Origin of the sequence: Lactobacillus sp. ESL0701 (genome assembly GCF_029433445.1) — a bacterium.
Taxonomy (GTDB): Bacteria; Bacillota; Bacilli; order Lactobacillales; family Lactobacillaceae; genus Lactobacillus.
In genome coordinates this window covers 14,582-31,387 of the sequence record NZ_JAQTIC010000002.1, presented here as the reverse complement: position 1 = coordinate 31,387, position 16,806 = coordinate 14,582, and the positions used below count along the sequence as shown (strand labels likewise).

Sequence of the window (16,806 nt, the reverse complement as noted above, 5' to 3'; positions counted from 1 at the left end):
TTTCTGCTGCTCTACTTATTTTGCTTTGCTTCAAAGAACTTACTAATTAAAAACATGTTCACGGCTGCTAAAACTACATCAATGATGGTGAATAATCCCACTGCTGGCCAAAGTTCTAACTCTTTTTCACCGAGTAAATAGCTTAACGGCGAAGCCACAATCGGCTTAACAAATAGGTAAACTCTGGTTAACAGCCACATAATCGCAATAATTAAAATTAAACGAATAATCGTAACGATAAATTTACTTGAAACTGCCGGCAAAAAATCGACAATTGCCTGACTAGTAAAGTTTAAAAAGCTGATAACTAAGTAAACTAATAAACCAAGAAGGATTGCAATCAAGACAATACCAAGTAGGTCAGTAAGCGTTGCCCGACTTTGATTGCCTTTTCTGATTGCCGCAAGCATGCCATCCCAGCCATTCTTAGTCCGCTTATTGAATAAGTAACTGAGCCCAAATAAGACTATTGAGCCAAGTGTTTGCAATAAGGCTAAGTAAATAAAGTTAACAAATGAGCTTAACGTGTTATCCAAATAAATATTGGCATCACTCATTGGTGCTAAGCGCCAAGTCTGACTATGATTAATCCGCTCATTCTGCAAGCTGGTTACAATTAGGTAAATTGGCAAAAACAAAAAGCTAAATAGGAAAAAGATCGCGAATAAAAATGGTAAAAAGCCATTTTCTTTTTGCAAAACGAATTTCATTTCGCCAGTGCTTTCGAAATAATTAAAAATAGTAGTGACTAAGGCAGATACAAACTGCAACATAATCATTAAGTGGGCTTTCTTAGACTTTTGCTTGAATAATTCGGTAAATAAACGTTCAAAAACAGCCATTAATCTTCCTCTTCTCCATCGTAAAGGCCTTCATAATACTGCTCGATACTCTCATGATTATTACGAATTTCATCAGCTGATTTATGAGCAAAAATAGTTTGATCCTTAATAACGACTACTTCATCAAGCAGCGACGCAATTTCATTAACAAAATGGTCGGAAATCAAGATTGTTGCGTCATCATTCTTCCAAAGAATAATTGAATTAATAATCTTTTTACGTGCCATTGCATCAATTCCGCCAAATGGCTCATCAAGCAAATATAAGTCAGCTTTACGAGCAAAAGTCAGGGCAATTACTAATTTTTCGCGCATTCCCCGCGACAACTGGCTCAAGCGCATCTCAGGGTCAAGCTTCATGAACTTACGCAATTGCTCAAATTCGTCCTTGTCAAAATCTTGGTAGACAACTTCGTAAAAGTCAACGACCGCCTTAATCTTAGTTGAGTCACTGAAGCCCGTTAAACCATCAGTAAATGATAAATGTGCTTTTTTCTCGGCGTCCTTGTCAAAGCCATCAATTTTCACACTGCCACGGTAATTTTTAGCCATGCCACTGATAATCCGCATCAGCGTGGTTTTACCAGCACCATTTTCTCCAAGAAGAGCAACGATTTTACCGGGTTGCAAAGTTAAATTGACATCTTTTAAAATCAATTTTTGATTCTTCTTATAAGTTACATCCTTGATTTCAAGTACATTTTTCATTACAAAACTCCTTACTTCAAATAATTAGCTAGAATTGAACTAAGCTGATCATTGGTTACACCTAAAGCATTCATACTCTGAACAAACTTGTCCAATTCATTATTAATTAAATTTTGCTTAGTCTGCGCCAGTAAAGCAGTATCTTTGGTCACGAAATTACCTTCACCGCGCTTAGTATATAAAATTCCTTCATCATTCATCTGTTGCAAGGCACGCTGCACCGTATTGACATTGACCGTTAATTGTAATGCCAAGTTCCGAACTGATGGGATTTTTTCTCCGGCTTGCAATTTACCTACGGCAATTTCTCGGTAAAGATACTGCTTGATCTGCAGATAAATAGGAATATTATCTTTAAATTCCACAAGGTCACCTTCCATTTTCACTGTACTATTTTCCTAGCACACCTATATAGTAAACTATTTTAGGTGTGAGTGCAATCTTTTTAAGTTACTTCCAATGTTTCACAAAAGCATTTTTAGGCTTTTGTGCAAACTAAAAAGTCCATTAAAGTTGTTATATCAGCTTAAAAATGGACTTTTTTGAATTACTAAGTTATTTGTGCATAACTTTTTTAAATCAAGGAAAAAGTTATTTTACTTAGAAAATAAGTGTTTAGCTTTTTCAAATAATTCTAATAAAGTACTGAATTATTACAGGTTTTGTTCCACTACTAATGATTGGCGGCGTTTAATTCTGCCATCTTAACCATTACGTCAACTGCCTTGTACATTGATTCCAAAACGGTATATTCATAACGACCATGCATGTTTTCTTCACCGGCAAAGAGATTAGGACATGGCAGACCCATGTAAGTTAATTGCGAGCCGTCTGTGCCGCCACGAACAGGATCTTCATCAATTGTTAGTCCTTCTGCCTTATAAGCATCACGAGCCAAATTTACAATGTCCATGTGCTTAGCCAGTTCATCAGCCATGTTGTAATATTGATCCCACATCTTAAGCTTAATCCGCTCAGTACCGAATTCTTCATTCATCTTAGCGACAATTGACTTAACCAAGTTCTTACGTTCTTCAAGACCATCACGCTCAAAGTCACGGATAATATAGTCTAAATGAGCATTATCAACAGTACCCGCAAAGTTCATTAAATGATAAAATCCTTGCTTACCATCTGTTTGTTCTGGTACCTCATCTTGTGGCAATTGATTTTGGAAATTAATTCCAACTTGAATGGCGTTAATCATTTGTCCTTTGGCAACAGCTGGATGTACATTAACTCCTTGAATATCAAGGCTAAACTGTGCCGCAGAAAAAGTCCCCCAGTCAAGCTTGCCAGGAGCTTCACCATCAACTGTAAAGGCAAAATCAGCACCAAATTCAGGAACATCAAAGTGCTCAGCACCCGTACCGATTTCTTCATCAGGTGTAAAGGCAAGCCGAATTTTCCCGTGCTTAATTTCCGGATGAGTAAGCAAATATTCCGCAAAAGTTACTAATTCAGACACACCACACTTATCATCACCACCGAGTAATGTATCACCGGAAGCAGTGATAATTGTTTGTCCTTGATAATTTTTTAAATGCGGAAAAACTTCTGGATCTAAATAAAATTCGGAATCACCCAATTGAATTTTAGAGTGACCATCATAATTTTTATGGATTTGCGGCTTGACATTTTCTGAATTAAAGTCAGCCGTATCACTATGAGCCAGAAAGCCCATGACAGGTACATCTTTAGTAATATTAGCTGGAATTTCAGCGATCACACAGCCGGACTTTTGGTTATAATGAACGTCACTTAGACCCAATTCCTCCAGATCCTTCATGATTACCTGCTTTTGAAAGTCTTCTTCTCTTTTCGTTGATGGAAAACGAGTTGAATGCTCATCAGAGCGTGAATTAACCTGTACATATTTTAAAAATCGTGGTAACAAATTTGGATATTCCATTTTTACTCCTTAAATTAAATCTTGAAACGGATTGGTAGAAACCTGAGAAACGGCAATTTGTACTTGCCAATTTAATTCGGTATTCCATTTTTGCAGCAAGTTATAGATTCGATCCTTAAATAACTTCTCAGTATAGTGCCCGGGATCAACTACTGTTAACCCTGCAGAAATCATATCATGACCAGTATGATAATAAACGTCGCCTGTAATAAAGGCATCTAGCCCATCAACGACTGCTTGGTGCCAGTATTTACCGCCATCACCACAAATAAAGCCAACTGTTGAAATTAGCTGCTGATTATCAGCAGTAATTAACCGCGCCATTTTGATATTCATTTTCTGTTTGACATAATAAGCAAAATCATAAGCAGTCATTGCTTGAGGCAATTTGCCTTTGCGACCAATGGCAATTCCGTCATCATCTAAGCAGAACGGTTCAACATCAGTTAACCCCAGTTCCTCTGCCTGCCAATCACTGGAACCATTTTGTGCCTTATCAGAATTAGTATGAATTGAATAAACAGTAATGCCATGTGCAATGATCTGACCGTACATGGCATTTTGCGGATCCGCAAAGTCTAAATTTCGCGCTGGATGAAACATTAACGGATGATGGCTAATAATCAAATTAGCGCCTTGATTAATTGCTTCAGTAACAACTTGCGGCCGCACGTCAAGTGTAGTCAGTACCTTGGTAACCGGCTGCTTGAGTGATCCAATTTGCAGTCCAACTGGATCACCTTGACTGGCAATTTCTTCAGGAAAGTCTTGCCGCAAACGAGCAACAATATCTTTAACCTTGGTCATTTAATTCCTCCTCAATCAGTGTAATTTCATGCTCAATTTGTTTAATATGCTCTGTATCCTTGTTTTTAGCCTTGTTTAAATTGGCTAATAGCTTCTGGTGATAAGCAAGTTGACCATGCCATTTTTGGTAAAAAACAGGATTTTTGGTTTGTAAAATTAAGGGTCCAAAGAAGATTTCTGCACTACTTAACTTAACTGGTGTTTTCACCTGAATTGCCTTAATGAGTTCATATGTATGACCAGCTTCCTCAATCAAGTCTTCTGCCACAACTTGATAATTATGGTCTACAAGCCATTTTCGAACCCCAGGTTCACCAACATTAGGCTCAAGCACTAGTGTATTAAATTGGAAACCATTCTGCCAAGCGGCAGTGAGAATTTCTGTCATTAACTTGCCACCCATACCAGCAATTACAACCGTATCAATTTTATCTTCATGCGTAATTGTCACTAGACCAGCACCCAAACGCACATCAATCTGCTTCTCAAGACCAGCCTGAGCAATGTCATCTCGGGCATTATCTAGTGGTCCTTGAGCAATATCACTGGCAATTGCGTAGTCAATTTTACCAGATTGGACTAATGCAATTGGCAAGTATGCATGATCGGTGCCGATGTCAGCAACTCGTGCCCCTTGATCGACCATTTGCGCTAAAGTATTTAACCGTAAATTCATTTTCATTCCTCTGCTCTCTAGGTATCACTCAAATTTTAACATAATAAAATTATTAGTTGGAGCCAGTAAAATAAAAATTAGTGGCTATTTATTATTTTGGTCTACTAATAGCCCCAGAACTGATTTTTATGCAGGCAAGCTAAGTGGTAAGATTATAGAGAAATTCAAATTAAAAGGAGTAATTATGGATCGAACCGAACGTGTTACGTTAACTAATATGTGTATGATAACTAAAGACGATAAAATTTTAGTCTTAAACCGCAATGACCCCACGTGGCCTGGACTAACTTTCCCAGGTGGTCACGTGGAGGCACATGAATCATTCCATGATTCAGTTGTCCGTGAAGTTAAAGAAGAAACAAACTTAACAATTACCAAGCCACGTTTAGCAGGAATTAAACAATTTTATGACGAGAATGGTGATCGCTACATTGTGTTGTTTTATATCGCTGATAACTTTACTGGTAATGTTCAAGCTTCAAATGAAGGTGCTCTAACTTGGATGACCAAGGATGAATTAATGAGCCACCAACTTGCCTACAACTTTGATCGGGATTTACAAGTTTACTTTAATGAGCAAACTTATGAACACTTGCTTGACGGTAACCGTGACGAATTATTTTAAACAAAAAGGATGATGAAATCGTACGATATTCATCATCCTTTTTTATTATTAATCTAAAAAGTCACGTAATTGGTTAGAACGGCTAGGATGACGCAACTTGCGCAAAGCTTTAGCCTCAATCTGCCGAATCCGTTCACGAGTAACACCGAAGACTTTTCCTACTTCTTCAAGTGTCCGTGTCCGACCATCGTCAAGACCAAACCGCAACCGTAAAACATTTTCTTCACGGTCAGTTAGGGTATCAAGGACTTCTTCCAATTGCTCTTTGAGCATCTCGTAAGAAGCATGTTGTTCAGGACTAGTGGCATCTTTATCCTTGATGAAGTCACCTAAGTGTGAATCATCTTCCTCACCAATTGGGGTTTCTAAAGACACTGGCTCTTGAGCAATCTTTAAGATGTCGCGCACCTTGCTTGTTGGCATATCCATTTCAGCACCGATTTCTTCAGGCACTGGTTCACGACCTAAGTCTTGCAATAGTTGCCGTTGAATCCGAATTAATTTGTTAATGGTTTCAACCATGTGAACTGGGATTCTAATTGTCCGTGCTTGATCGGCAATCGCACGCGTAATTGCTTGTCTAATCCACCAAGTTGCATAAGTTGAAAACTTAAATCCAAGGCTATAATCGAATTTGTCGACAGCCTTCATTAAGCCCATATTACCTTCTTGAATTAGATCAAGAAACGACATTCCACGCCCAACATAACGTTTAGCAATGGAAACAACTAACCGCAAGTTAGCTTCTGCTAATTCCTGCTTAGCTTCTTCGTCGCCCTTTTCAATTCTCTTAGCCAAAGAAATTTCTTGGTCAGCATTAAGAAGTGGTACACGACCAATTTCTTTCAGATACATCCGAACTGGATCGTTCATACGCACACTTGAAGGTGCAGACATGTCTTTTAATTCAGCCTTTTCAACATCCTTTTGCTTTTTCAAGGCTAATTTTGAAGGTTCACCCTTTTCATCAACGATGCTGATACCATTATCTTCAAACTCCTGCACCAATTGATCAACGGCCTTACCTTGCAGTTTATACGGCTTAATTAACTGCTTAGTAAATTCTTCTTCGGTAATTGCCTTGTCTTTTTTAACTTCTTTGACAATTTTTTTAACTACCTTGTCTAATGATAGTTCTTCTTCTTGGTTAGTGTTTTTCTTTTCTACCACTAAAAGGCCCCCCTTTGACCCTGAATCCTCTTTAACTGCAAAATTTTCTGAGTAATGGCAATAATTTCATTTGTGTCTGTTTTGCGTTTGGCATCCTGCAACTGATTTTCTAGATCTTTCAGCTGGGCATTAATTTTACGCATCTCAAGTGCAGCCATCTGCTCTTCAAGTTCGCGGTCAGAAAAATCCTGGGGCATATCTGTCATTTCAGTACTTACTATTATACCTTGAAGTTCGTCAGGAATAAAATCTAAGAAACTATTTATTGTTGGATTTTCATGTTCTTCACTAAATTTTAACCATAATTCAGCTAAATCTGCATATTTTTCATCTGGAAATAAAAAATTATTTTCAAGCAAAAAATCACGGGCATGTTCTGAATGCATAAATAAATATAATAATCTAGTTTGAATCGGATCAATTTTGGCAGTTTGTTCGGCTTCAATAATTGGTGTCGAGTCATCCTCCAAAATAGGATCAACTGGACCACCACTATTTTTATGTCTTTGAGCTGCATTATTAATCCGGCGCTGCCGCAGCAGGTTGACCTTGAGAGAATCCTTAGAAACATTCTGCGCCTGAGCAATCCGTTCCAAATATAAGTCTTGCTCAACTGGATTTGACAATTCAGCAATTTCCTTAACGGCATCGTTGAGATAGGCGATTTTTTCGCGGTCATTAGCTAAATTATACTTTTGTGCTAATCGCTTTAAGAAAAAGTCAGTCGGCGTTAATGCACCCTTAATTTCATCGCGATATTTGGCAGCACCATATTTTTTGACATATTCATCGGGATCCAATTTTTCTGGTAGAACAACAATCCCAATATTAAAGCCGCCAGCCTTATCAAACATTTTGGCAGCTCGCTCTTCAGCATGAACTCCGGGATCATCACCATCATAATTGATGACAATATTTTTGGTAATTCGCCGCAGCATGTAAACCTGCTGATCCGTCAAACTTGTTCCCATTGAAGCAATTCCAGACTTAATATCCGCCTTGTAAGCTGCGATTACATCCATATAGCCTTCATATAACACCAAATGCCCTTCATCTCGAGCTGCTTTTTTAGCTTCCGCAAAGTGAAATAGCAACTTGGATTTGGTAAAAATTGGCGTCTCTGGACTATTGATATATTTCGCTTCTGTCTTATCTGTCGACAAACGTCTACCGGAAAAGCCAATAACGTAATCACTCTCGTTACTTAGCGGAAACATCAGCCGATCACGAAAGCGGTCAAAGAGCTCACCATCTTGAGTCTGTACAAATAAGCCGCTAGAGGCTAACTCATCGTTTGAATAACCACGTCCCTTTAAGTATGTCAGCAATAAATTGTTTTGCTTTGGCGCGTAACCAATCTTGAAGTGAGCAATAATTTCATCGTCAAGTTCTCGCGATTGCGCATATGCTAGTCCCCGTTTACCAGCGTTAGTTGAGGTCAACACCCGCTGATAAAAGTCACAAGCATCTTGATGCATTTTAATCAGCGGGTTGCTGGTTTGACTGCTTTGTCCGGTTTCGCCAATATCAATATGGGCAAAATCGGCAACCTTACGCACACTTTCGGGAAAAGTTAAATTGTCCTTCTCCATTAAGAACTTAAAGACATTGCCCCCCTTGCCGCAGCCAAAGCATTTGAAAAATTGCTTCTCTTCATTAACGGTAAACGATGGTGTTTTTTCTTCATGAAAAGGGCAAAGACCAATATAGTCTTTGCCTTTCTTTTCAAGTGAGACATACTGGCTGATTACATTAACAATGTTAACATTATTGCGCACCTTGGCAATTGTTTCTTCTGGAATCAAACCAGCCATTCATATCACCTATTCCTGATTAACTTATTTAATAACTAATTTACTTAAATCACCCAAACGTTCAGCCAAATCGCCAACTGCACTTAATTGTGCTAGTCGGTTATTTTTAACGGCTTCGTCCTTAGCCATAATCATATTAGTGTCAAAGTAGCGGTCAATGACCGGTTGTAATTTAACAAAACCATTATATAGTTCAGTTAAATCTGTTAACTCTTGTAAGTTTTGCACACCAGCATAAAGTTCAGTTTCAGTTGCATCGTCAAATAAGTCTGGATTAATTGTAATCTGTCCTTTAAACTTAGCTTTCTTCAAAATATTATTGATTCTTGTCAAACTTTCAACAACTGGTTTAAACTGCTCGTCATCATGATGTGACTGCAGAACTGATGCCGCGGTTAAAATTTGAATTGGATCCTGTTGGCTAGAAGCAAGAACCGCATCAATAATATCATACTTAAACTTATTCTTTTGCAAGTATTGATTGATCCGATCACGAATGAAGGAAGCAATCTCTTCATCTTGACTTTCTGATTTTGGCATCTTGGCAGCAGTTTTACCATCAAGCAAGCTGACGATTTGTGGCAAAACTTGATTAAATGGTAATGACCACTCTTGGTTAAGTAAAATGCGAACAATCCCATAAGCGTACCGGCGCAAAGCATACGGATCATTAGATGAGGTTGGAATCATACCAGCAGCAAAGAAAGTAATGATGGTATCAAGCTTATCAGCAACTGATAACAATGCACCAACAGTTGTTTGCGGCAGTTGACCTTCAGCAGATAATGGCATGTAGTGTTCCTTAATAGCAACAGCAACATCGTCATTTTCACCGGCAAGCCGAGCATAATGCATGCCCATTATCCCTTGCAATTCTGCAAATTCACCGACCATTTGCGTAACCAAATCGAATTTGTATAATTCGCTGGCACGATCAAAGTCAGTTACAGTTTGCTTGTCCAAGTTCCATTTTTCAGCTAAAAAGTCACCAATAATCCGAACACGTTGAGTCTTTTCGGCCATCGAACCAATCTTATCGTGGAAGGATACATTGTTCAATCTTTGAACAAAATGACTTAATGGATACTTGCGGTCCTCATCATAGAAGAATTGAGCATCGTCAAGTCGGGCAACCAATACCTTTTCGTTACCAGAAATAACATTATCCAGGTAATCTTTATTACCATTACGAACAGCAATAAAGTGGTTGATCAGTTGACCTTGCTTGTCGTAAACCTCAAAGTAACGTTGGTTATCCTTCATTGAAGTAATTAAAACTTCTTGCGGCATTTCCAAGTATTTTTCGGCAAAAGTACCGGCAAAGACAGTTGGATATTCAACCAAATTAGTAACTTCTTCAAGTAAGTTCTTGTCCAGTTTAATCTGCCAATCGTTCTTTTCAACCAAATCATTCATCTGTTGAACGATCATTTCTTTACGTTCGTCAGCGTCAACAATTACAAATTGATTCTTTAATGCTTCTTCGTAATCATCTGCACTAGCTAAAACAACGGAATCGCCTAAGAAACGGTGACCTTCGGTTTTACGACCAGCAGTAATATCTAAAATTTTAACCGGAATAACGTCACTGCCAAATAGTGAAACCATCCAGTGAATTGGCCGTACAAATTCGAAGTCATGAGAATCCCAACGCATCTTAGTTGGGAAAGTCATTGCTTTAATAATGTCGCTCATTCCCAGCAAAATATCGCTGGCTTTTTTGCCTTCTTGCTTGACATGAACATAAGCATATTCGGTACCTTTGAGTTCTTCAAAGTAAATATCATCGGTTGTCATGCCTTGACCACGGGCAAAACCTTGAGCTGCCTTAGTCCAATTACCGTCAGCATCCTGAGCAATCTTCTTAGCTGGACCTTTTTTAATTTCGTCAATATCAACTTGCTTTTCAGCTAATTCTTCTACAACAATCGTCAAGCGGCGTGGTGTTGAGTAAGTCTTGATATTCTTAAATTTTAAACCGTTTTCTTTTAAAAATTTGCTGGTTCTGTCAGCTAATTGCTTCACACTTCTTGAAACAACATGTGCTGGCATTTCTTCAATTCCAATTTCAAACAAATAATTTTTAGTCATTTTCAAGCCCCGCCTTCTTGTCTTCTGCATTTTTTAATAATGGAAAGCCGCGCTTTTCACGTTCTTGAACAAAACAAACAGCTACTTCATGGGCTAAATTACGAATTCTTGCCAGATAACCTGCACGTTCAGTAACCGAAACGGCCCCGCGCGCATCAAGCAAGTTAAAAGTATGTGAACACTTCAAAATATAGTCATAAGCAGGTTGAACTAAGTTTTGACTTAACAAACGTTTAGCAGTTTTTTCATAAACATCGAAGGATTTTAATAAATTCTCTTGGTTTGATTCTTCAAAAGCATACTTAGAGTGCTCATATTCTGCTTCTTTAAAGATGTCACGATAAAGTACACCATTGCCCCATTCAAGGTCAAAGACAGAATTAACATCTTGAATATAGGAAGCAAGCCGTTCAACCCCGTAAGTGATTTCACTCATAGTTGGCTTAACGTCAAGTTCACCGACAGTTTGGAAATAAGTAAATTGACTGACTTCCATCCCATCAAGCCAAACTTCCCAACCAACACCAGCACAACCCATCGATGGATTCTCCCAGTTATCTTCAACAAAGCGAATATCGTGCTCTAATGGATTAATGCCTAATACCTTCAAGCTATCCAAATAGTATTGTTGAATATTTTCTGGAGCCGGCTTAATTACTGCCTGAAATTGGTGGTGCTGGAACAGCCGGTTAGGATTATCACCATAACGACCATCTGCTGGCCGTCTTGATGGTTCCACATAACATGCTGCCCATGGCTCTGGACCTACTGCCCGTAAAAAAGTATACGGACTCATTGTTCCGGCCCCTTTTTCAACATCGTATGACGGCATAATCATACAACCCTTGGAAGACCAAAATTCTTCCAATTTAAAAATCATTTCTTGAATTGTTAATTTTTTCTTTGCCATATTAATTCCTCCCTGCATGAGGCCATAAAAAAAGCCTATGCAAAACTTGCATAGGGACGAGATTTAATCGCGGTTCCACCCTAATTCAGAGAATATCTTCTCTGCTCTTAATTGATTTGGCTAGAGGTGCCTGTTTCCCAGATGTCCTTACACTACCGACACTCGCTTAGCTGGTACTTTTTTAAATCCTCATTATTACCAAAGTACATTGGTATTTTACCATAATCACGGATGTAAACAAAAGATTTAGTCAAAATAATTTTAATTCATCTAAGAACTTCTTCGTCTTTAAATTTAGGTCAACAGTTTCTTGATAAATGAGGTCAATAGCTTTGCGAGTTGCCTTTTTGGTTGGTTCATTAACCGTAATTGAACCTAGCCGCGCAATCGGCAGTAAACCAATGGTTCTTAAAACCGCTGTTTCTTTCGGTTCTAAATGCATGCGACTAGCTTCTTGATAAAAATGGTCACTGCAAATAATGCCGCCGCGCTTAATTGAATAATCAAAAACGCCTTGTTCCTTCCCACAAATAACGCACCTGCGTAATTCTGGGGCAACCCCATAAGCATCCAACAGCTGCATTTGACAAATTTGCGTAATCATCTCTGGATCAATACCCGCATTGATTTTTTGTAAGGCAAATTCAATCAATGAATAATACTTACCAAGAGGCTGGTATTCCACAAAAGCATGGTCAACCAAATCTAAAATAAAAGAAGCATAAGCATTCTTGGTTAAATCGTTAAATAACCCATCAAATTGCTTTACTTCTTTATAAGTGCGCAAATTACTTAGACCTTGACCACTCGTATAAATAATATACGTTCCGTAAGAAAAATTGAGTAAGGCTGCCCCTAATTTTGACTTAGGTCGCAATGCTCCACGAGCAATCATCGTAATGATGCCATTTTCTTTGGTAATAATCTTAGCTAGTAAATCTGCTTCTTTAAATTTTTGGCGTTTAAAAATAATGCCTTGAACTTCTTTAAGTTCACGTGTCATTTATGAGAGTGCCTTCTTGTCATAACCGATTTGCTTTAAAAAGCTTGGGTCAGACCGCCAATTATGTTGCACCTTAACCCATAAATGCAAATTAACCTTTTCACCGAGCAAATTTTCGATTTGACGGCGGGAATTAATACCAATCTGCTTAAGCATTTTTCCGCCCTTGCCAATAATAATTCCCTTTTGCCCATCTTTTTCAACATAAATCGTTGCTTCGATTTGCAACTTGCCCTTCTCGTGCTGGTTCATCCGTTCAACCCAAACAGCTGCAGCGTGCGGTACTTCTTCAGCCGTTAACTTTAGAATTTGTTCACGCACTAATTCTGCAACCATAAAATATTCGGGACGATCAGTAATCTGTTCAGGATCATAATAGTCAGGACCTTCAGGTAAATATTGGTGCAAAGTAGCGATTAAGTCGGTAATGCCAACTCCTTGAGTTGCGGAAATTGGCAAAAATTCCTTGAACAAATCAAGTTTGCGATACGAATCAATAATTGGCAATAAGTTATTCGGATTAACTTGGTCAACCTTGTTGATTACCAAAAAGACAGGTACTTTGACCTGCTTCAACAAGTCGATGATATATTCGTCACCCTTGCCCATTTTTTCCGGTTCAACCATAAATAAAACTAGGTCAACATCGTTTAAACTAGAAATACTAGCTTTATCCATGTAATCATCTAGTTTAAGATGCGGCTTAAAGATTCCCGGCGTATCAACAAAGACAACTTGCATATCATCTGTTGTGTAAATACCAGAAATCTTATCGCGAGTTGTCTGCGGCTTATTAGAAGTAATTGCCACCTTTTGACCAACCAAATTATTCATTAAAGTTGATTTACCAACGTTTGGTCGACCGACTAATGCAACAAAACCAGATTTATTTTTCTTATTTTCAGTCATTATTTTCCTCTGCCTTCATCTAATTGGTCAGGATACAGTGGTAAGCCGTATTCTTCAAGTACTTTGCCTTGGATACCAAACATTTCTTTTGCTTCATCAGGCTCAATATGGTCATAACCATTAAGATGCAAAAAGCCGTGAACTAAGGTATAACCAAATTCACGGTCCCAGCCTGTTCCGTATTCCTTGCTATGACGTTCAATCACGCTCGGACACATAAACAAGTCGCCGATATCTTCTTGAAAGTCGGGATCTGTAGTAAAAGCTGCAAGATTTAAGTCATCTTCGCCATCTTCAATTGCAAACGAAATAACATCAGTTGGTCGATCTTTTTCACGATATTGTTTGTTAATCGCATGACTACGTTCTTCATCAACAAAATTGATACTCATTGCCAAGTTATTTTCTTTAGCAATTGCCTTTTTAGCAAGTAACAACAACTTCGCAATCCAATCCTGCCAATCACGATCAGCATTCTCTAAAAAGCCAACCTCATCATTATAGGTAATTTCAATCGACGTCATTAATGTCTTTCGTCCTCTTTCTCATAAGCATTAATAATTTTAGCAACCACTGGGTGACGAACAACATCATTAGCGGTAAAACGAATAAATTTAATTTGGTCAATGCCTTTTAAAATTCGTTGAGCATCAATCAGTCCACTGCGCTGGCGACCGGGTAAGTCAACCTGCGTCATGTCACCATTGACAATCATCTTTGAATTAAAACCTAACCGCGTCAAAAACATCTTCATCTGTGCATCGGTCGTATTTTGGGCTTCATCCAAAATAACAAAGGCATCATCAAGTGTTCTTCCCCGCATATATGCTAGAGGAGCGACTTCGATTACGCCTCGTTCCATCAACCGGTCAGTTGTATTAGTCCCCAAAATTGCATAGAGCGAATCATAAATTGGCCGTAAATACGGATCAACTTTTTCCTTTAAATCTCCGGGTAAAAATCCTAAAGATTCGCCAGCTTCAACAGCTGGTCTAGTTAGAACAATTCGAGAAACCTCACCCTTTTTAAAGGCTGCAATAGCACAAACGACAGCCAAAAATGTTTTACCGGTACCGGCAGGTCCGATCCCAAATACAACATCACTTTTTTTAATGGCTTCAACATAGCGTTTTTGCCCCATATTTTTAACTCTAATCGGTTTACCTTTAGCATCCCGAATTAAAATCTCTTTATATAAGTCAGCAAAATACTCTGTTGTTCCCTTATCTGCCATTTTCATTGCGCTGACAACATCAGGCGCGCCAATGTTAACACCAGTGCTCACAACATTGTCTAAAGCCTTCAGGACTGCGATTACTTTACGCGTATTTTCAACATCGCCGTCAACGACAATTTGGTTGCCGGTATCAGTCACGCTTAAATCGTAACCTTCAGCTAACAAGTTAAGATTACCATCATTAATTCCAACTAATTTTTGGATATTCTCTGGATTTTTAGGAATAAAATTGGTTCGAGCCAAAAAGTTCGCTCCTTTTCTTGCTTAATTTAGATGATTACGCACTGCGCTGGAAGCTGCTTTACCATCAGCCTTGCCCTTGATCTTAGGCATCAAAGCCTTCATCACTTTACCAAAATCAGACTTACCTTTGGCGTCGACTTCGGCAATTGTCTCAGTGACAATTTGCTCTAATTCATCTTGGGACAATTGCTTCGGCAGATAACTTTCAACAACTGCCAATTCCTGTTTAGTTTCGTCAGCTAAATCAGTTCTAGCAGCCTTGGTAAATTCTTCAATTGATTCTTCACGTTGCTTCTTTTCCCGATTCAAAACTGTCAATTCCTCGTCTGAACTAAGTTCATGACCTGCCTTGATTTTTTCATTCATCAGGGCTGATTTAATCATCCGCACCGTATTCAATCTAACTTTATCACGTGCTTTCATGGCTTCCTTCATGTCGACCATGATTTGTTCTGATAAACTCACAAGTACTCCTTCTTTCTAAATATAGAATCCAACTAAATTATAGCAAATCTAGTCCGTGGTAGAAAACAATTAATCAAATTATTCGAATAACGTAATTTACCTGTAAAAAAAAGCGACCCCTATCAACAGATAGAAGTCGCTTCTTTATATATTAATAATGTCTACGTTTCCGTGCTGCTTCAGATTTAAGCTTTCTACGTACACTAGGTTTTTCGTAGAATTCGCGTTTGCGGTATTCTTGCAAGGTACCACTTCTTGAAACGGAACGTTTGAAACGACGAAGAGCATCATCAATAGACTCGTTTTCGTGAACGACTGTCTTGGCCATGTGTGATCCCTCCTTCCATTTCTTGACGTTACCGTCATACATTTATTTAAATTATATCAAACCTCACGCAAGGGTCAATACATACATGCAATATTTTTAAAAAAGTTTTTTAGCAGCATTATCTTAACTAAATCTGTTAATAATTTCTCAAAAATGTATAATTAATTAAAAAGGAGTTAACAATGAGCGAAGAAACACTAAAAAAAGAAGTTAACATAATTATTATTTCTGATTCCGCTGGTGATACTGCTTTTAACAATGCTATCGCGGCGGCAGCACAATTCCCTGATGCCCAAGTTAATTATCGGCGTTACCCATTCATTACCGATAATAATAAACTTGATGATGTTTTTGAGGAAATTGAGCAATATCCTAATTTAATTATCATTTACAGTCTGGTTAAAGATGAAATGCAAATTCCAGTAATCAGATTTGTTCGTGAACATAAGATTCAAAGTGTCGATATTTTATCCCCTGCTCTGGAAGCCATGCAAAAAGTGACTGGCAAGCGACCATTAGAAAAAATTGGTGCCCAGCATAAAATGAACCAGCAGTACTTTGACCGAATTTCAGCGATGGAATTTGCGGTTATGTATGATGACGGTAAAGACCCTAAGGGCTTTTTAGAGGCTGATGTGGTCTTATTGGGGGTTTCGCGAACTTCAAAGACACCATTGTCGTTATTTTTAGCCAATAAGAACCTTAAAGTTGCTAACTTACCGCTTGTACCTGATACACACATTCCTAAAGAAATTTATAAAATTAATCCGAAAAAGATTATTGGCTTAACTAATGACCTATCAGTTCTAAACGAAATTAGACGCCAAAGAATGATCTCTTATGGTTTGAGTCCAGATACAACATATTCCAATACTGATGCAATTAAAGCAGAACTTGATTCCGCACAAAAGTTATATGACAAGCTTGGTTGTTATGTGATCAATGTTGCTCACCGCTCAATCGAAGAAACTGCAGCCTTAATTATGGATCACTTAGGGATTGAACAGCTATAATTAGTTAGTAAGTACTTAATTTATACTTTGCTAAGAAAAATATTTGGAGATAAC

At 38.2% G+C, this 16,806-nt stretch carries 18 protein-coding genes; 2 read left to right on the top strand and 16 right to left on the bottom strand.

The window, feature by feature from the left end:
• Positions 1-11 precede the first annotated feature (11 nt).
• The 6 genes from PT281_RS01625 to PT281_RS01600 form a co-directional block, all read right to left on the bottom strand.
• On the bottom strand, positions 12-842 hold the full coding sequence (locus PT281_RS01625; protein ID WP_277151434.1) for a hypothetical protein: 831 nt from the start codon (positions 840-842) through the stop codon (positions 12-14).
• Complete coding sequence (locus PT281_RS01620; protein ID WP_277140420.1) at positions 842-1,549, bottom strand: ABC transporter ATP-binding protein; 708 nt, start codon at positions 1,547-1,549, stop codon at positions 842-844. Before PT281_RS01620 ends, PT281_RS01625 begins: the two co-directional genes overlap by 1 nt.
• Before the next feature lie 11 nt (positions 1,550-1,560).
• Positions 1,561-1,914, bottom strand: coding sequence for a GntR family transcriptional regulator (locus tag PT281_RS01615; RefSeq protein WP_277151884.1), 354 nt, complete (start codon positions 1,912-1,914; stop codon positions 1,561-1,563).
• A 308-nt stretch (positions 1,915-2,222) separates the two neighbouring features.
• Entirely contained in the window at positions 2,223-3,461 is a 1,239-nt protein-coding gene (gene pepT / locus PT281_RS01610; protein ID WP_277151432.1) for a peptidase T, read from the bottom strand.
• A gap of 9 nt (positions 3,462-3,470) precedes the next feature.
• Entirely contained in the window at positions 3,471-4,268 is a 798-nt protein-coding gene (locus PT281_RS01605; RefSeq protein WP_277151430.1) for a Nif3-like dinuclear metal center hexameric protein, read from the bottom strand.
• Positions 4,255-4,944, bottom strand: a complete 690-nt coding sequence (locus PT281_RS01600) for a class I SAM-dependent methyltransferase (RefSeq protein ID WP_277151882.1) — start codon at positions 4,942-4,944, stop codon at positions 4,255-4,257. Before PT281_RS01600 ends, PT281_RS01605 begins: the two co-directional genes overlap by 14 nt.
• Positions 4,945-5,128: 184 nt before the next feature.
• Here PT281_RS01600 and PT281_RS01595 point away from each other — a divergent pair, with 184 nt between their 5' ends.
• Positions 5,129-5,569: an 8-oxo-dGTP diphosphatase gene (locus PT281_RS01595; RefSeq protein ID WP_277151428.1), complete on the top strand. Its 441-nt coding sequence runs from the start codon at positions 5,129-5,131 to the stop codon at positions 5,567-5,569.
• Positions 5,570-5,617: 48 nt separating this feature from the next.
• Here the strand turns inward: PT281_RS01595 and rpoD are convergent, their stop codons facing one another.
• The 10 genes from rpoD to rpsU form a co-directional block, all read right to left on the bottom strand.
• The gene (gene rpoD / locus PT281_RS01590) at positions 5,618-6,739 is read right to left on the bottom strand and encodes an RNA polymerase sigma factor RpoD (RefSeq protein ID WP_277129602.1); all 1,122 of its coding nucleotides are present in this window, start codon (positions 6,737-6,739) and stop codon (positions 5,618-5,620) included.
• Positions 6,739-8,553 (bottom strand): DNA primase, encoded by a 1,815-nt coding sequence (gene dnaG, locus PT281_RS01585; RefSeq protein WP_277151426.1) that lies wholly within the window; start codon positions 8,551-8,553, stop codon positions 6,739-6,741. The genes rpoD and dnaG overlap by 1 nt, the downstream gene beginning before the upstream one ends.
• A gap of 24 nt (positions 8,554-8,577) precedes the next feature.
• Positions 8,578-10,644: a glycine--tRNA ligase subunit beta gene (glyS, locus tag PT281_RS01580; protein ID WP_277151424.1), complete on the bottom strand. Its 2,067-nt coding sequence runs from the start codon at positions 10,642-10,644 to the stop codon at positions 8,578-8,580.
• Positions 10,637-11,554, bottom strand: a complete 918-nt coding sequence (gene glyQ, locus PT281_RS01575) for a glycine--tRNA ligase subunit alpha (RefSeq protein WP_277129599.1) — start codon at positions 11,552-11,554, stop codon at positions 10,637-10,639. The genes glyS and glyQ overlap by 8 nt, the downstream gene beginning before the upstream one ends.
• A 250-nt stretch (positions 11,555-11,804) precedes the next feature.
• Positions 11,805-12,557: a DNA repair protein RecO gene (gene recO / locus PT281_RS01570; protein ID WP_277151422.1), complete on the bottom strand. Its 753-nt coding sequence runs from the start codon at positions 12,555-12,557 to the stop codon at positions 11,805-11,807.
• Entirely contained in the window at positions 12,558-13,466 is a 909-nt protein-coding gene (gene era, locus PT281_RS01565; RefSeq protein ID WP_277151421.1) for a GTPase Era, read from the bottom strand.
• On the bottom strand, positions 13,466-13,990 hold the full coding sequence (gene ybeY / locus PT281_RS01560) for an rRNA maturation RNase YbeY (RefSeq protein WP_277151419.1): 525 nt from the start codon (positions 13,988-13,990) through the stop codon (positions 13,466-13,468). Before ybeY ends, era begins: the two co-directional genes overlap by 1 nt.
• A complete protein-coding gene (locus tag PT281_RS01555) occupies positions 13,990-14,946 on the bottom strand; it encodes a PhoH family protein (RefSeq protein ID WP_277151417.1) in 957 nt (318 codons plus the stop codon). Before PT281_RS01555 ends, ybeY begins: the two co-directional genes overlap by 1 nt.
• A gap of 21 nt (positions 14,947-14,967) precedes the next feature.
• On the bottom strand, positions 14,968-15,411 hold the full coding sequence (locus PT281_RS01550) for a GatB/YqeY domain-containing protein (RefSeq protein WP_277151415.1): 444 nt from the start codon (positions 15,409-15,411) through the stop codon (positions 14,968-14,970).
• A gap of 151 nt (positions 15,412-15,562) precedes the next feature.
• Positions 15,563-15,739 (bottom strand): 30S ribosomal protein S21, encoded by a 177-nt coding sequence (rpsU, locus tag PT281_RS01545; protein ID WP_009560161.1) that lies wholly within the window; start codon positions 15,737-15,739, stop codon positions 15,563-15,565.
• A 182-nt stretch (positions 15,740-15,921) separates the two neighbouring features.
• On the opposite strand from rpsU, the gene PT281_RS01540 reads away from it, so the two are divergent.
• A complete protein-coding gene (locus tag PT281_RS01540) occupies positions 15,922-16,752 on the top strand; it encodes a pyruvate, water dikinase regulatory protein (RefSeq protein WP_277151413.1) in 831 nt (276 codons plus the stop codon).
• Positions 16,753-16,806: the final 54 nt, after the last annotated feature.

Coding starts and splice junctions, on each gene's coding strand:
- PT281_RS01625 (WP_277151434.1), bottom strand. CDS start 842: ATGGCTGTTTTTGAACGTTTATTTACCGAATTATTCAAGCAAAAGTCT.
- PT281_RS01620 (WP_277140420.1), bottom strand. CDS start 1,549: ATGAAAAATGTACTTGAAATCAAGGATGTAACTTATAAGAAGAATCAA.
- pepT (WP_277151432.1), bottom strand. CDS start 3,461: ATGGAATATCCAAATTTGTTACCACGATTTTTAAAATATGTACAGGTT.
- PT281_RS01605 (WP_277151430.1), bottom strand. CDS start 4,268: ATGACCAAGGTTAAAGATATTGTTGCTCGTTTGCGGCAAGACTTTCCT.
- PT281_RS01600 (WP_277151882.1), bottom strand. CDS start 4,944: ATGAATTTACGGTTAAATACTTTAGCGCAAATGGTCGATCAAGGGGCA.
- PT281_RS01595 (WP_277151428.1), top strand. CDS start 5,129: ATGGATCGAACCGAACGTGTTACGTTAACTAATATGTGTATGATAACT.
- dnaG (WP_277151426.1), bottom strand. CDS start 8,553: ATGGCTGGTTTGATTCCAGAAGAAACAATTGCCAAGGTGCGCAATAAT.
- glyS (WP_277151424.1), bottom strand. CDS start 10,644: ATGACTAAAAATTATTTGTTTGAAATTGGAATTGAAGAAATGCCAGCA.
- glyQ (WP_277129599.1), bottom strand. CDS start 11,554: ATGGCAAAGAAAAAATTAACAATTCAAGAAATGATTTTTAAATTGGAA.
- recO (WP_277151422.1), bottom strand. CDS start 12,557: ATGACACGTGAACTTAAAGAAGTTCAAGGCATTATTTTTAAACGCCAA.
- era (WP_277151421.1), bottom strand. CDS start 13,466: ATGACTGAAAATAAGAAAAATAAATCTGGTTTTGTTGCATTAGTCGGT.
- ybeY (WP_277151419.1), bottom strand. CDS start 13,990: ATGACGTCGATTGAAATTACCTATAATGATGAGGTTGGCTTTTTAGAG.
- rpsU (WP_009560161.1), bottom strand. CDS start 15,739: ATGGCCAAGACAGTCGTTCACGAAAACGAGTCTATTGATGATGCTCTT.
- PT281_RS01540 (WP_277151413.1), top strand. CDS start 15,922: ATGAGCGAAGAAACACTAAAAAAAGAAGTTAACATAATTATTATTTCT.